The organism is Frankia sp. CeD (genome assembly GCF_000732115.1).
Classification (GTDB): domain Bacteria; phylum Actinomycetota; class Actinomycetes; order Frankiales; family Frankiaceae; genus Frankia; species Frankia casuarinae.
In genome coordinates, this window is the sequence record NZ_JPGU01000001.1 from 175,183 (window position 1) to 190,488 (window position 15,306).

Genomic DNA, 15,306 nt, shown 5'->3' on the forward strand with positions numbered 1-15,306 from the left:
CCAGGGCGGGTCAGCTCCCCCGATAGGTCGAATAACCGAACGGAGCGAGCAGCAGCGGGACGTGATGATGACCCGCCGGGTCCTCGATCACGAACGCGATGGTCACCTCGGGAAAGAACGCCGAGCGGCTCGCGGTGTCGAAGACGAGCCGCCAGGGGCCTGGGATGGTCGCCGGCAGATCCGCCACCCGGCCGTCGTCGTCGGTGACGGCCTCGGTGACCGCGATCCAGCCCGTGGTCGTGCCGTCAAGGGTACGCACCGCCCGTTCCAACCGGAGCGGCAGCCCGGCGGCTGGCCGCCCCGTGGCCGTGTCCAGGACATGGGNGGACAGACTCACCACGCCTCCTCGGTCGCGTCCTCCGTCGCCGCGGCCCGGGTCGGGCCTCGACCATCCCACCATCCGGGCTGACCATCGCACCACACCGCTCCTGGTCGACCGTGGTGGATACGCCGGTACCCCCGGCTGTCGGCGCCTACTGGAACCGCTCCAACACTGTCGAGATCGACGTCGTCGGCACCGACCGGGAACCGGTCGCCAAGGAGCTGTACTTCCTCGGCTCCGTCACATGGCTGGAACGCGCACCGTTCGATGACCACGACCTGGCGGCACTGCGGAAACACCGGGCGGCGCTCACGAACCTTCCGCTGCCATTGGTCGCCATCAGCCGCAGCGGAGTTGCGGCCACCGGTCTCGCCGCATCCTACGGCCCAGCCGAACTCATCACCGCCTGGCAGCAAAGATGAACAGTATTGTGCCACGGTCGTTCGACCTAGGCGCCGGTGATCAGGCGCCGGTGATCAGGCGCCTGATGCGCAGGGCCGTGATCTCAGCCTGCTGACCGGCCGCGATGCGCAGCTCGTCCGCGGGATCGTTGTCCAGCCGTGCCCGCAGCAGAGCGAGCATCTCCTCCGCGTCGCGGCCCGCCGCCCGGACCAGGAAGATGTAGCCGAAGCGCTCCTCGTAGGCCGCGTTTCCCTGCTCGAAGGCCGCCCTGACTTCCGCCGTCGCCTGGTCCATCGCCGCCTGCTCCCGTCGGGGGGCGTCGAGGGACACCACGGTCGCCCTCGCCGTGGTGGGCGGGGCGGGCGTGTGGGCCGGGCGCTCCCCGATCCGGGGATGCGCGGTGAACGCCTCCAGCCAGGCCGATGCGGGCAGGTTCCACCATTCCTGCTCGGCTGCCGGCAGCAGGGCCGCGAGGGTCCCGAAGGGCCGACGGGCCGCCACGGCCGCAGCCCAGTCCTCGGACTCGCAGCAGGCCAGCAGCTCCTCGCGAGCCGCGTCCGGGGACAACGCGTCGAACCAGCGCATCGCGAGCGCCTCCCGCCCGACGGGCGTCGGAGCGCCGGTGAGCCGCAGCCTCGCCAGCCCGCCGTCGGGTATCGCGTCGACCCGCACGTGGGTGGCCTGGATCGGGACCTCGAGATCGAAAAGGTGACGGGTGTTCGGCTGCACCCGGGTCCGCGGCAGCATCGGGTACCACTCGGTGATCGCGGTGACGTCGTCGGGGTCGAGAAGGTCGGGGTTGTCCGCCGCCCAGAGGGCCACCGCCCGGGGCGCGTTGCCGCGGAAGTGCCGGGTGTCAACCTCGGCCCGCACGATCGTGCCCTGCGTCGCGAGCCGGACCACCGCCCAGTCGTGGCCGTCCCCACGGCGCCGGCGGGTCTCCCAGCCCTCTCCCATCGCCCGGGCCTCACCCGAGGCGTTCAGGTTATGGCGGTCACCGTAGTGCATGTCGCTGGCGGCCACCACGACACCGCCCAGGTAGGCGGCGGCGAGATCGGAGGTCACCCGGTCGAACATCCGGGGGTCCGGCACCACCGTGCCATGCACGCGCAGCCGGGCGACTCCGCCATCCGGGTGGATGGTCAGGCGCAGATGGGTGATGCGGGTCCGGCCCTGGTCAGCCACCGGCAACACGTTGGCCGCGTCCGGCACGATCGGCGTCCGCGGCACCAGCGGGACCCAGGCCACGGACTCCTCGGCGACCTCCGCCGCGGAGGGATACCCGGGCAGGGTGGCGCCGTGCACCTCGACGGCCCCGGGAGCGTTGCCGGTGAAGTGGGTGGTGTCCACGGTCACCGCGTGGGCGATGCCGGGTGAGCCCAGCCGGATGATGGCCCAGTCGGATCCGGGAAGATCCCGCCGCCGACGGGTCTCCCAACCGTCGGTCCACTGGCCCCGTTCGGTGAACACGCCCGGCCGCACGATCGGCGGTTCGGGCAGCAGCATCCGTTCGGCGAACGCGAAGAACTCGTCGTTGACGGCCACGACCGTACCGCCGAAACGGGCCGCCGCGAGATCGACAAGATTCGTCAGGTCGGGCGCGTCGCTCATCGGGTCCTTTCACGGGGTCAACCAGCCGTACGAAACCGGACTGTTCACGTGTCGTCGGGTGGCCGCACGGCCCGTCACCACCGTGCGGACCGGATCAGGTCAGGACGGGACGACGTGTTAGCGGGGCGCAAAGCGTACTTCGGGCCTGCTCCCTCGGGAGTGGTCCGCGTCGGTGGGTGCATCGGATCACATCCGTGGGGAGGGCTCCGGTACGCCGGACGGTCCCGCGGCCCGGCCGGGTGATGCCTACCTCTCTAATAGCCGCCCCCGCGGAGGACGATCCCCGTCCGCTCGCCGCCCCCGCAGATAGGTCGCCAGCACCACCCCGTTCAACACGCGTCCGGCATAGGGGGTGAGCGGGTGGCGGTGGCGCAGCATCGAGGGCTCCACCAGGAACGACGCATCNGCGTCGAAGATCACCAGATCGGCGTCAGCGCCGATCGCGATGCGCCCCTTGCCGGCCAGTCCTACCAGGTCGGCCGGTCCGGCGCACATCCAACCGACGACGTCGGTGAGGGTGTGCCCCCGCGCCCGGGCCTGAGTCCAGACCGCGGGTAGCCCGATCTGGACAGACGCGATGCCACCCCACGCCGCCGCGAAATCACCGGCGTCGATCTGCTTCAACGCGGGAGTGGACGGCGAATGATCAGTGACGATCCCGGCGAACAGGCCCTGGGCCACCCCGTCCCACAACCGGTCCAGATTCCTGCTGTCCCGGATGGGAGGTGCGCACTTGAAGACGGTAGCTCCGTCGGGGACCTCCTCGGCCGTGAAGGTCAGGTAGTGCGGGCACGTCTCCACCGTCATCGGCAACCCCGCGTCCCGCGCCGCGAGCACGTCGTCGAGGGCATCGGCCGCCGCCAGATGCAGCACGTGCAGGCGGGCACCGCTGGCGGCGGACAGCGCCGCCAGCGCGGCCACGGCCTCGGTCTCCGCGGCCGGCGGGCGCGACGCCAACCAGCTGGCGAAGGCCCGCCCCACGGTGGGAGGTGCCAGGGCGAGAACGGAGGGCGCCTCGGCGTGCACGACGGTGAGGGCCCCCATCCGGGCGGTGCGCCGGGCGGCGGCCCCGAGGACGTCCATCGAGACGTGCGGGAACTCCTCGACCCCCGACGGGGCCAGGAAGGCCTTGAATCCGAAGACCCCGGCGCCGTGCAGGGCGGCCAGATCATCGAGGTTGCGGGCGTCGGCGCCGATGATGCCGCCCCAGAAGCCGACGTCGACGGCGACCTGGCCGGCCGCCACCGCACGTTTGGCGGCCAGGGCGGCGAGCGAGGTCGTCGGCGGAACGGAATTCAGCGGCATGTCGATGATCGTGGTGACACCACCGGCCGCGGCGGCCCGGGTCGCGGTCGCGAACCCCTCCCACTCGGTCCGCCCCGGTTCGTTGATGTGCACGTGGGAGTCGACCACGCCGGGAAGCAGAGCCAGCTCGCCGAGGTCCGTGACCAGGGTCCCGGGAGGGATCTCGTCCGCGGCGGTGATCGCGGCGATCCGGCCGTCCGCGACGTGCACGGCTGCCGGACGCTCGCCCCCGGGCAGCACGACTCGCCGTGACCGTAGCGCCTGTGGCCGCTCCGGCAGAACGTCCGCGGTGGGCTCGTTCATGCCGCCGGAACACCTTGTCCCGGCGTCGTCGGAGGCGCGGTCGTCGGAGGCGCGGTCGTCGGAGAGATGGTGACGAGGTCCTCGGGTCGCACCGGAACGCGCCGCAGATCCCGTCCGACGGCGACCCGGATCGCCGCGATGATCGCCGGGGTCGCGGTACAGGTAGGCGCCTCCCCCACGCCCTTCACCCCGTAGGGCGCATCCGGCTGCGGATGGGTGACGGCGACGAAATCGAGGTCCGGGACGTCGGCGATGGTCGGCAGCAGATAGTCGTGAAACGTGGGATTGACCACCACCCCGTCCACCGTGACCAGCTCCTCCATGACGGCGAGGCCCAGCCCCTGGGCAGTTCCCCCCTCGACCTGACCACGCAGCGCCAGGGGGTTGAGCACCGTACCGCAGTCCTGGGCCAGCGCCATCGACACGACCCGCACGAGACCGAGGTCGACATCGACATCGACAACCGCGCGGTGCGCCGCGGCGGCGAAGGCCACGTGCGGATCGCCCTGTCCGTCGGCGTCCAGCGCGGAGGTACGCCGGTGGTGGAAGGTGTACTCCGCTTCGATCGGCCCGTCGGCCAGCGCCTCGGCGAGCGGAACCCGCAACCCGGCCTCCACCCCGACGATCTCCCCGGCGTTGACGGTCAGCGTCCGTCGAGGTGCCTCGACGACCTCCGCGGGCAGCCCCGCGGTGCGGGCGACCCGGGCGAGCAGGCGATCGGCGACCGCGGCGCAGGCTCCGCGCACGGCGCCTCCGCTCATCCAGGTCTGCCGGGACGCGCTGGTCGATCCGGCACTGCCGACCGCGGTGTCCGCGGGCGCCAACACGACCTGTTCGACGCCGAGCTCGGTGCGGGCGATCTGCCCCGCGATCGTCACAAACCCCTGGCCCACCTCGGCGCACGCGCTGTGCAGCCGGACCCGTACCGTTCCGTCCTCAGCCAGCTCCAGGCGGGCACGGGCGACGGAGGAGTCGTCCATGCCCTCCGAGAAGAGCAGGTTCTTGTAGGCCAGGGCGTAGCCGACCCCCCGACGGACCCGGCTCGGTTCGGCCGCGGCCGGTCGGCCGCCGGGCAACGCGGTCACCGCGACGTTCGCCGGCATCGCCGGCGGGAGCGGACGCGAGGCCACCGCCTCGATGACCTCCCGCGCCGGCAGCGGTGCGCCCATCACCTGACCGGTGGGCAGCACATCCCCCGGTCGGACGGCATTGCGGACGCGCAGGTCCACCGGATCCATGCCGAGGGCGTCGGCCAGCCGGTCCATCTGGGCCTCGTGACCGATGGTCACCTGCGGCACCCCGAACCCCCGCATGGCGCCGCACGGGGGGTTGTTGGTCCGCACGACGACTCCGTGCAGGTGGGCGTTCGGGACCCGGTACGGACCCGCGGCATGGGTGACCGCGTTCGCCAGCACCGCCGGCGAGGACGACGCGTAGGCACCGCCATCCAGCACCAGCCGTGCCCGCACGCTGACCAGGTTTCCGTCGGCGGTGGCGCTGTGCTGGAACCACATCCGGGCCGGATGCCGGTGCGGATGGCCCAGGAAGGACTCAACCCGGTCGTAGGCGATCCGCACCGGAAGCCCCGTAGCCCGGGCGAGCAGGGCGCCGTGGATCTGAAGGGTGACGTCCTCCCGGCCGCCGAAGGCACCCCCCACACCGGCCAGGGTGAGACGGACGAGCTCCTCCGGGAGACCGAGGCAGGCCGCGATCTGCTCCCGGTCCGAATGCAGCCACTGGGTCGCCACCCGCAGGTCCACCCCACCATCGGCGGCCGGCATCGCCAGGGCCGCCTCGGGAGCGAGAAACGCCTGGTCCTGCATCCCGACGAGGTACTGGTCCTCGACCACCACCGGGCCGAGCGCGTCGGGATCCCCGTGGCGCAGCTCGATCTCGCGGTACAGGTTGCCCGCCGGATGCAGCGGCTCGGCATCCGGCTGCCATACCCGGTCGGGGTCGGTCGAAGGTGCCAGCGGCTCGTAGTCCACCTCGATCGCGGCGAGCGCCCGGCGCGCGGTCCGGACGTCAACCGCGGCCANGGCGGCGACCGGCTCCCCTGCGTACCGAACCTCGGTCGCGGCGAACACCGGCTGGTCGGCGACGATCAGCCCGTAGGTGGCCATGCCGGGGACGTCGGCGGCGGTCACCATCCCCACGACGCCGGGCAGCCGGCGCGCGGCGTCGACGTCGACGCGCCGGATCCGCGCCCGGGCATGGGGCGATCGCAGGGTGCGGGCGTGCACCATCCCCGGAACACGCAGATCACCAACGTAGAAGAAGCTGCCGGTCACCTTGTCCGGCCCATCCGGACGACGCACCGGACGACCGATNCCCAGACTCATCGCCCCACCCCCCGGTGGGGCGGAGCAGGTGCATCCCCCGAAAGTAGGGTGCCCCGCTCAGCCTGCACTGTTCTGATGGCAGCGAGTATCCGGCCGTAACCCGTGCACCGGCAGATGTTGCCGGCCAGCGATTCCCTGATCTCCTCCTCGTCCGCATCCGGCCGCCGGGTGAGCAGGTCCGTCACCGCGACCACGAACCCGGGGGTGCAGAAGCCGCACTGCACGGCACCCTCCTCGAGGAACGCCGCCCGCACGGCCCTGGCGGGTCCCGCCGTCCTCAGACCGGCAACGGTGCTCACCTGGGCGTCGTTGGCGTCCGCGGCGAGCACCGTGCAGGACGCCACCAACCGGCCGTCCAGGAGAACGGAGCAGGCACCGCAGCGCCCCTGCTCACACGCGTCCTTCACCGAGGTCACCCCGATGACGTCCCGCAGGACGGTGAGCAGGGAGTCCCCGATCCAGGCGCCGGCCACCGTGTGCAGGAAGCCGTCGACATGGAGGTGATATGGCGCGACGACGCCGTCGTCCGGCCAGGACGACCCGGCCGGCGGTCCGGCCGGGACTTCCCTCGCGAAACGGGCGGTCATGGCCGGACGTCCCGCTCGACTCGGGGGTCCACCGGCGCCCCCGCGGCATCCAGGCATCGGGTGAACGCCCGGGCGGCCAGCACGCCGGCAGCATGCCGGCGGTAGTCGGCGGAGNCCCGCGGNCCCGCCGCGAGCTCCGGCCCGACCCGCGAGACCGCCTCGCTTACCAGCTCACCGAACCGGCGGGCCGCCGACGAGGACGCGGCCCCTGCGGACCAGTCCACCGCGTCGTGTGCGAACCGCTCGGCGACGGTCATCCGGATCGGCAGCCGACCCACCCCCCCGATCGCGCAGGCCAGTCGATGGCGCATCCGGTCGACGAGGACGGCGCACGACACCAACGCCTGGTAGGCGGCCTGCCTGCCCCCAATCTTGAGATAGCTCTGCGGTCCGGCCGGCCGCGGCAGCCTTACCGCGGTGACCAGGGCGTCGGGGGCGAGCCCGTCGGCGAGGAACGCGGGCAGCGTCATCCGGCCGGGTCCGCGCGGCGAGGCCACGAGGATCTCGGCGTCGGCGGCGGTGAGGAAGGTGAGCAGGTCACCGGTGGGACGTGCCGAGCCCAGCGCGCCACCGACCGTGCCGAGGTTGCGGATCTGCGCGGAACCGACCACCCGGGCGGCGAGGGCGAGGCCGGGCGACAGTGACCAGCCCGCGAGGTCGGTGTAAGTCACGCCCGCACCGACGGTGAGCGAATCCGCCCCGGCGCCGCGGACCCGCAGTTCCAGGACCCGGCGCAGGGCGACTACCGCCCCCGGCCGACGCTCGCCGGACCGGAGGGCGGGGACGAGATCGGTGCCGCCGCCCAGCAGATCGACCGCCCTGCCAGCGTCATGGGCGGTCGCCAGCATCTCCACTGCCTCCCCTACCGTACGTGGACGGAACATGACGGCCGTCGCACCGCTAGTCGTCACAGCGGCCTCCCCCGCCCGATCCGACCAATGGTCCGACCAGTGGAAGGAAGCGCGGGAGGGGATGACGCGGGAAGCCAGCCGGCGATCCGGGGGTCAGGCAGGCGGACGAACGCTGCATAAGAACCGACCATAACGGCGGAAGGTTACGTGGATGTTCATCAAGACAGACGCTCAGTGACGTAGTTCTGATCTTGCTTGGCGGCAGCGTTCATCACCTCACCTGCGCTATCTCACCCGTGTTATCGCCAGCTTCCACTCGCACCGACCCAGACCAACACCCCCAACGTCACCCAGTGTTACCTTACCGATGCTGGCGCGAACTGTGGAGAGGGATGCGACAGGTTTGAGGTGGACATGTCGCGCCGTCTATCGACCCGGCGCTGCGGCACGGCTGGCGCTTCGTGGCCTCGGGTGAGTGCACCACGCTCCCCGCCCTGGGCCCCGGAGCGCCCGCTGATCCAGCGACGCCGGTCAGGGCCGGGTGTGGAGGTCAGGGCCGGGTGTAGAGGGCGCAGCCCCATCCGGCCAGCGTGCGCAGCGGGAACGGCAGCCGGCAGCCGAGATCGGCTGCGGCCGTGTCCACCGCGGCCAGCTCTCCCAGCACCGCCTCCCAGGGTGCGTCACTCATCACCCCGAGCAGGGGCAGCGCGCACGCCGCCCGCACCCAGCCCTGGTCGACCACCACGTAGCCCCCGCCCATGCCCTCGAGGGCCCGAGCGGCGGTCACCATGTCGTCGTCCCGCGCCCCGACGACGATCAGATGCCCCGGCGGCTCCGCCGTCGTGACCGCGAGCGCGCCCCGGGTCAGCCCGCACCCGCGGAGCAGCCCGACGTCGATCTCGTCCGAGGAGCCGTCCCGACCGAAAATTGCGATCTTGAGAAGGTCCCGAGACGGATCGGCTACCGCCCAGCCGTCCCGCAGGGTGGGTTCCACCCGCACGGTACGGAGTCCACGCGGGTGGGAGAGGCCGGAGACCTGGCCCGTCCCGGTCATCCGCAACGCCCGCGCTGGTCCACCGACGGGCGGCGCCGTCCCCGGGTCGCGGGGGGGATCGACGCTCACCACGACCACACTGGCATCCTGCCGGTGGGACCGTCGCAGGCCGAGTGATGTGAAGGAGCCGGCGTGCAGGTTCGCCGGGAGTCGTGTCCGGCTGGTGGCCCAGGCGGGCGAGATGTCGAGGTTGTCGAACAGGGGTCGGCCGCATTCCGCGGCGATCCGGCCACCCGCCACCACCACGTCGGGCGGCGCGGTTCCGGCCAGGGAGGAGACGACCTGGAGATCAGCGAAGCGGGTGGGCGCGATTGACCCCAGGGTGGGTTCCAGATCGTGCCTGCGGGCGGGGAGCAGGGAGAACCGCCGGATGGCGTCGATCTGGCCCATCCCCCGACCGACCGCGAGTCGCACGTCGTGATCGAGATGCCCGACCGTGGCAAGCTCCGCGACCGATCTGGCCCTGCCCCGGACCGGCTCGGCCCCGCTGCCGGCCGCCCACAGCAGACCGCCGGCCTCCGTGGCGGACGACTTGACGGGCGCCGCCCCTACCGAGGACAGCGCGGTCAGCGCGGAGGCGGGCGGTATCGGAGGCACCTCGACGACCGGGGCTGCGGGCGCCCCGGTCCCGGGGACCTGCCTCCCGGGCACCTGCCCCGCTCGGACCAGCACCCGCAACGGGGTCGAGGATCCCGTCACCAGATCCACACCGCGCAGACCGCCCAGCGCGACCAGGACGGCCGGGTCGGTCACCAGGGTGACGGTTCCCCGCGGGACGATCAGGCGAGCCAGTTCCCCCGGAGTGAGCAGCGTCTCCTCGACACGCAGGCCGGCGTCGACATAGGCCGGCAGGACGAATCTGCCGGCGGCGTCGAGCGAGCGCCGACCCGCCAACGTTCCCGGCTTCGTGACCGCGGCGATGTAGCACCCCACGATCAGGATGTCCCGCGCAGCCACGGCACCGCTGTGGACGGCGACGACAAGCCCACCGCGTATGACGAGGTCGGCTTCCTCCTCACCCGCGGCCACCCGACGCAGTCGAGCGAGCTGTGCCTCGGACGGACGCAGCAGGTCCGCGCCGNCCACGGGTGCCTGCCCGGTCGGACCAGGAGCCGCCGCCGGATCACGCGGGTCGACCGCGGGAGCGGTGGTGGAGGAGGTCGTGCCCGACGCCGCCGTGCGGGCCGGGGTCGCCGATCGGTGGGGCGTGGCAGAGGAGACGGTCGGCTGGGACGCCCCGCCGGACACCGTCATCAGTCGGGGTCCCCGGCTGGAGCGTTCGGCGTTCATGGCGGCCTCTCGTCTGCCGGTCAGCACCGAGTCTGCATCCGATGGCGGCACGCCCGGAACGGGATCACGTATGACCAACGGCGAAATCACCCCCATTACTTCCTTTACTCCAAGACAAGCCGGGTGTCCCCGGAGTCGGCGGACCGGCACCACCCGCCGGGAGGGCGGCGATGGCGTGATTGTTGTTTGCCACGTGTCATTACCCACCATGCGCCGGAGCCAGCCGGTAACGCGGGTGGAACACCATGTTGACCAGGGACGGGAAGAACACGACGATCCCGGCGATCATGCCGACCGCAGCGCGGCCCCGCCCNAAGACCAGTGTGAGCAACCGAACCCCTGTCAGCCTCATTCCGGGCGTACCCCCACCTGCCGGTCGGTCCGACCGGCCCGAGCGGTTCCCCGGACGCCAGAGCGGTTCCCCGGACGCTAGAAAGGATGCGTATCGGTCCCATCGCGCCCGGGTGAATTACCAGTAACTCCATTCTTACTGTTGACGGAACCAGGCTCCCGCGGCGTCCCCGGCAATGTCGGGACAGAAACCTGGACGAAACTTTTCTTGGGTTGCGAGAGCGTCGCCGTTCACCTGACCGTCACATTGCGCCCCGATATGTCCGACGAGCATCGGGGCCGGAGCGTCGCCGGCATGTCGTGGACCGCGCCGAACCGAACCAGGCCGGCGGCATTCCCCGACCTGCTAGGCTTCGCATTCGTGCTGCTGAGCCCCCATGAACAGGAACGACTGCTGATCCATGTGGCGGCCGGGCTCGCCCGTGAACGGCGAGCCCGTGGGCTGCGGCTGAACCATCCCGAAGCGACCGCGATCATCACCTCGTTCCTGCTGGAGGGCGCGCGGGACGGTCGCGGCGTCGCGGACCTGATGAGCGCCGGGCGAACCGTGCTCACCCGGGACGACGTCATGGAGGGCGTGCCGGAGATGCTCGGCGAGGTGCAGGTCGAAGCCACCTTCCCGGACGGCACCAAGCTGGTCACCGTCCACCGGCCGATCCCGTGATCCCCGGGGAGATCCTGACCGGCGACGATCCCGTCGAGATCAACGCCGGACGCCCGGTACGCACGGTGCTGGTCCGTAACATGGGCGACCGGCCGGTGCAGGTCGGCTCGCACTACCACTTCGCCGCGGCGAACCCCGCTCTCGACTTCGACCGGGCGAGTGCCTGGGGCCACCGGCTCGCGGTGCCCGCCGGCACCGCGGNCCGCTTCGAACCCGGCGTGGAACGCGAGATCGAACTGGTGCCGCTGGCCGGCGCCCGGGTCGTGCCGGGCCTGCGGCCGGAATCGGCCGGCCCGTTGGACGCCGCGAGCGGCACCCGGATTGCGGACACCGCGACGATCGAGGATATATCGGGCTTTCAGGGAGAGGGTTCGTGAGCCGACTCGACCGCTCCCGCTACGCGGCGCTGTACGGCCCCACGGTCGGCGACCGTATCCGGCTCGCGGACACCGACCTGTTCATCGAGGTGACGGAGGACCGCAGCCGCGGGCCGGCGGGCACCGGGACCGGTGACGAGGCCGTCTTCGGGGGCGGCAAGGTCATCCGTGAGTCGATGGGGCAGTCCCTGGCAACCCGCGCCGAGGGTGCGCCCGACCTCGTCATCACCGGCGCCGTCGTTCTCGACCACTGGGGTGTGGTCAAGGCCGACGTGGGGATCCGCGATGGCCGGATCGTCGCGCTGGGTAAGGCCGGCAACCCGGACACAATGGACGGCGTCCATCCCGAGCTGGTGATGGGGCCCGGCACCGAGATCATCGCCGGTAACGGGAAGATCCTCACCGCCGGCGCGGTGGACTGCCACGTCCATCTGATCTGCCCGCAGCAGGTTCCGGAGGCGCTAGGCGCCGGCATCACCACGCTGATCGGCGGCGGCACCGGCCCGGCCGAGGGCACGAAGGCGACGACGGTGACGCCCGGATCCTGGAACCTGGCGCGGATGCTGTCCGCGCTGGACGACTGGCCGGTCAACGTTGTCCTACTCGGCAAGGGCAACACGGTCAGCGACGAGTCGATGTGGGAACAGCTGCGCGCCGGGGCGGCCGGCTTCAAGCTGCACGAGGACTGGGGGACGNCGCCGGCCGCAATCGACGCCTGCCTGCGGGTCGCCGACGCCGCCGGCGTCCAGGTTGCGCTGCACTCCGACACCCTGAACGAGGCCGGCTTCGTCGAGGACACGCTGGCCGCCATCGCCGGCCGGGCGATCCATGCGTACCACACCGAGGGGGCCGGCGGCGGGCATGCCCCGNACATCATCACGGTCGCGGCCGCCGGCAACGTGCTGCCGTCATCGACGAATCCGACCCGCCCGCACACCGTCAACACCCTCGACGAGCACCTCGACATGCTGATGGTCTGTCACCATCTCAACCCCAGCGTGCCCGAGGACCTGGCCTTCGCCGAGAGCCGGATCCGGCCGTCGACGATCGCCGCCGAGGACATCCTGCACGACCTGGGCGCGATCTCGATGATCGGTTCGGACTCGCAGGCGATGGGCCGGATCGGCGAGGTCGTCCTGCGTACCTGGCAGACCGCGCATGTGATGAAGCTCCGGCGCGGGTCCCTGGCCGGCGACGATCGGGCCGACAACACCCGGGCCCGACGCTACATCGCCAAGTACACGATCTGCCCGGCGGTGGCGCACGGCCTGGACGCGGAGATCGGCTCGGTGGAGCCCGGCAAGCTCGCCGACCTGGTGCTGTACGACCCGGCGTTCTTCGGGGTGCGGCCGTCGCTGGTCCTCAAGGGCGGGTTCATCGCCTGGGCCGCGATGGGCGATGCGAACGCCTCCATCCCGACCCCGCAGCCGGTGCTGCCCCGGCCGATGTGGGGAGCCGCCCGTGGTCCGGCCGCCGCGTCGTCGTTGATCTTCGTTGCCCCGGCGGCGATCGAGGACGGGCTGCCCGGACGGCTGGGGCTCGCCACCCCGGTGGTGCCGGTCGCGGATGTGCGCCGCCGCGGCAAGGCGGATCTTCCCGAGAACACCGCGACACCGGACATCCGGGTGGACCCCGACACGTTCACCGTCACGGTGGACGGTGAGGCGATCGAGGCGGATCCGGTGAGCGAACTCCCGATGACCCAGCGCTACTTCCTGTTCTGAATGTTCTGATTCTGAGTGTTCTGACGGTTCTTACCACGGCTGTCACTGCGTATCCAGAGGCTTCCGGGCCCGATGAATGTAAACGCCACAGCGGTTCGGACACTGACTAACGCCGGGAGCGGCTACGGTGACGATTGAGGGCGATACCGCACGGGACGGCGGGACCGAGGACGTGGCTGGTCCGACCGGGCGATCCGGACAGCGGGCGACGCTGCTGGTCCTCGCGGACGGCCGGATGCCCACGGGAGGTCACGCCCACTCGGGCGGTGTTGAAGCAGCGGTGACGGACGGGAGTCTGGCGAACCTGTCCGACCTGGCGGCCTTCCTCGTCGGACGGCNNNNCNCNNCCGGCCTGGTCGCCGCGGCCTTCGCGGCCGCGGCCTGCCGGGCCGGCACGCAGCCGGGTCCCGCGACGCGGGCGCCACACGCCGACCACGTCCCCACCGCATCCGTCACACCCGTCACCATCGTCACACCCACCACCATCGCCACCTTGGACGCCGAGCTCGACGCCCGGATGCCCTCCCCCGCCCAACGCGACGCGAGCCGGGCTCAGGGGCGCACGCTGCTGCGAGCGGGCCGGGCCGCCTGGCCCGTGCCGCCCGGTCCACGTGCACCGCACCACCCGTGCGCACTAGGCATGGTCGCCGCGGGCGCGGGCCTGCGTCCCTCGGACGCCGCCCTGGTCGCCGCCCACACCACGGTCACCGGACCCGCGACCGCCGCGACCCGCCTGATGGGGCTGGACCCCTTGGCCGTCACCGCCGTGCTCGCCCGGCTCGCCGACGAGGTCGAGGCGATCGCGCTGGCCGGCGCGGAGGCTTCCCGACGCCCGCCCCGGCTGCTGCCCGCCGTCACCGGTATCCGCCTCGATCTCCTGGCCGAACGGCACCGCACCACGGCGCTACGGATGTTCACATCCTGACCGGTGCCCGCCGACTCGTCGTCATCGGTCCCAGACCCGGCCCGTCGGCTACTCGCATGGTCGGCTACTCGGCCGATCGCGATCGCGCGGCGCCGGGTGGACCCGCGGGCGCCGGCCGATCCCGTCGCCCCCGGCTGGCACCATGGCAGCCATGAGACGGGGGGTCATCCTGGGCGGGGTCGCGGCCGGGCCGGAGGGCCCCCTCGTCACGGCCGCCCGAACGGGCCGCACGGCCGTACGGGCACGGGCCGTCATCCGGGTCGAATCGGCTCCGGACGGCACGGCGAGGCTCATCGAGTTGCGCTCCGACGTGCCGATCGTCCTGCGCCAGACCGGAGCATCCCCTGGTCGGACCAGGGCCCCGTCTACGGTGCCCGCGCTATCCGCGGACGCGCTGCCGACCGCGACGGTTCACCTGGTCAACGCGACCGCCGGACCGCTGGCGGGTGATGATCTGGGACTCGACATCTCCGTCGGCAGCGGGGTGCGCCTGGTGGTGCGTTCGGTGGCCGCGACGGTGGCCCTGCCCGGTCACGGGCCCGGGCCGTCCCGCTTCACCGTGTCGGCACGGGTGGCCCCGGGTGGCGCGCTGGACTTCGCGCCGGAGCCGACCGTCGCGGCGCGGGGCTCGGACCATCTCCTGGTGACCGATGTGCACTTGGCGACCACGGCCTGGCTACGGCTGCGCGAGGAGATCGTGCTGGGCCGATTCGGGGAGACGACCGGATCGATACGTAGCACCCTGCGGGTGGACATGGACGCCCATGCGGAGGTGGATCCGCCATCCGAACCGACCCCCCTGCTGCGCCAGGATCTCGTCCTCGGTCCCGAGATACCTGGCCTGACCGGACCAGCCCTCCTCGGCTCGGCTCGTGCCCTCGGGTCGCTCCTCGTCGCGGGGCCCGATCCGGTGGGCTCTCCGGCAGCCCGGCGGGAGTCCGTGCCGGCAAAGAGGGCGGAATCCGGCGCGCAAGCGGCCGTCGCGGACGGGGTGGCGCTGCTTCCCCTGGCTGGTCCGGGTTATCTCATCTCCGCCCTTGCCGAGAATGCGGTTACTCTCCGACGTCGTCTGGAACAAGGGCCGGCTCCTGCCACGGTCTGACTCGGACGGGCAGTCAGGCGCGGGTGCGGTGCCGTAGAGCCGATAGAACAGCGCGACCGCCTGTCCGGCGCGGGCCCGGCGGTTACTGTCGCGGTC

General features: G+C 72.0%; 11 protein-coding genes and 2 pseudogenes. 6 read left to right on the forward strand and 7 right to left on the reverse strand.

Going from position 1 to position 15,306, the window contains the following annotated elements:
* Positions 1–10: 10 nt before the first annotated feature.
* Positions 11–337, reverse strand: coding sequence for a hydroxyisourate hydrolase (gene uraH, locus CED_RS00650; protein ID WP_035908296.1), 327 nt, complete (start codon positions 335–337; stop codon positions 11–13).
* Between the two features lie 113 nt (positions 338–450).
* Between uraH and CED_RS00655 the strand changes: the two are divergent.
* A pseudogene (locus CED_RS00655) lies at positions 451–744 on the forward strand (hypothetical protein); the annotation flags it as partial.
* Between the two features lie 40 nt (positions 745–784).
* Here CED_RS00655 and CED_RS00660 read toward each other — a convergent pair.
* The 6 genes from CED_RS00660 to CED_RS00685 all read right to left on the reverse strand — a co-directional run bounded on the left by CED_RS00660 (position 785) and on the right by CED_RS00685 (position 10,067).
* On the reverse strand, positions 785–2,335 hold the full coding sequence (locus tag CED_RS00660) for an allantoicase (protein WP_011435293.1): 1,551 nt from the start codon (positions 2,333–2,335) through the stop codon (positions 785–787).
* 246 nt (positions 2,336–2,581) lie between these two features.
* Positions 2,582–3,943: an allantoinase AllB gene (gene allB, locus CED_RS00665; RefSeq protein ID WP_011435292.1), complete on the reverse strand. Its 1,362-nt coding sequence runs from the start codon at positions 3,941–3,943 to the stop codon at positions 2,582–2,584.
* A complete protein-coding gene (pucD, locus tag CED_RS00670; protein WP_035908142.1) occupies positions 3,940–6,285 on the reverse strand; it encodes a xanthine dehydrogenase subunit D in 2,346 nt (781 codons plus the stop codon). The genes allB and pucD overlap by 4 nt, the downstream gene beginning before the upstream one ends.
* Entirely contained in the window at positions 6,282–6,872 is a 591-nt protein-coding gene (locus CED_RS00675) for a (2Fe-2S)-binding protein (protein ID WP_035908143.1), read from the reverse strand. The genes pucD and CED_RS00675 overlap by 4 nt, the downstream gene beginning before the upstream one ends.
* Positions 6,869–7,756: a xanthine dehydrogenase family protein subunit M gene (locus tag CED_RS00680; protein WP_051868621.1), complete on the reverse strand. Its 888-nt coding sequence runs from the start codon at positions 7,754–7,756 to the stop codon at positions 6,869–6,871. Before CED_RS00680 ends, CED_RS00675 begins: the two co-directional genes overlap by 4 nt.
* A gap of 517 nt (positions 7,757–8,273) precedes the next feature.
* Positions 8,274–10,067 (reverse strand): adenine deaminase C-terminal domain-containing protein, encoded by a 1,794-nt coding sequence (locus CED_RS00685; RefSeq protein ID WP_235186832.1) that lies wholly within the window; start codon positions 10,065–10,067, stop codon positions 8,274–8,276.
* A gap of 712 nt (positions 10,068–10,779) precedes the next feature.
* Here CED_RS00685 and CED_RS00690 point away from each other — a divergent pair.
* From CED_RS00690 to CED_RS00710, 5 genes and pseudogenes are all read left to right on the forward strand, one after another.
* Positions 10,780–11,082, forward strand: a complete 303-nt coding sequence (locus CED_RS00690; protein WP_035732629.1) for an urease subunit gamma — start codon at positions 10,780–10,782, stop codon at positions 11,080–11,082.
* The gene (locus CED_RS00695) at positions 11,079–11,459 is read left to right on the forward strand and encodes an urease subunit beta (protein WP_035908146.1); all 381 of its coding nucleotides are present in this window, start codon (positions 11,079–11,081) and stop codon (positions 11,457–11,459) included. Before CED_RS00690 ends, CED_RS00695 begins: the two co-directional genes overlap by 4 nt.
* Entirely contained in the window at positions 11,456–13,183 is a 1,728-nt protein-coding gene (locus CED_RS00700) for an urease subunit alpha (RefSeq protein ID WP_035908147.1), read from the forward strand. Before CED_RS00695 ends, CED_RS00700 begins: the two co-directional genes overlap by 4 nt.
* Before the next feature lie 127 nt (positions 13,184–13,310).
* A pseudogene (locus tag CED_RS00705) lies at positions 13,311–14,108 on the forward strand (urease accessory protein UreF).
* A gap of 142 nt (positions 14,109–14,250) precedes the next feature.
* Positions 14,251–15,210, forward strand: coding sequence for an urease accessory protein UreD (locus CED_RS00710; protein ID WP_011435283.1), 960 nt, complete (start codon positions 14,251–14,253; stop codon positions 15,208–15,210).
* Positions 15,211–15,306 lie beyond the last annotated feature (96 nt).

Excerpts from the sequence above, each read along its gene's own strand:
- CED_RS00660 (WP_011435293.1), bottom strand. The coding sequence starts at position 2,335 with ATGAGCGACGCGCCCGACCTGACGAATCTTGTCGATCTCGCGGCGGCC.
- CED_RS00675 (WP_035908143.1), bottom strand. The coding sequence starts at position 6,872 with ATGACCGCCCGTTTCGCGAGGGAAGTCCCGGCCGGACCGCCGGCCGGG.
- CED_RS00710 (WP_011435283.1), top strand. The coding sequence starts at position 14,251 with ATGGCAGCCATGAGACGGGGGGTCATCCTGGGCGGGGTCGCGGCCGGG.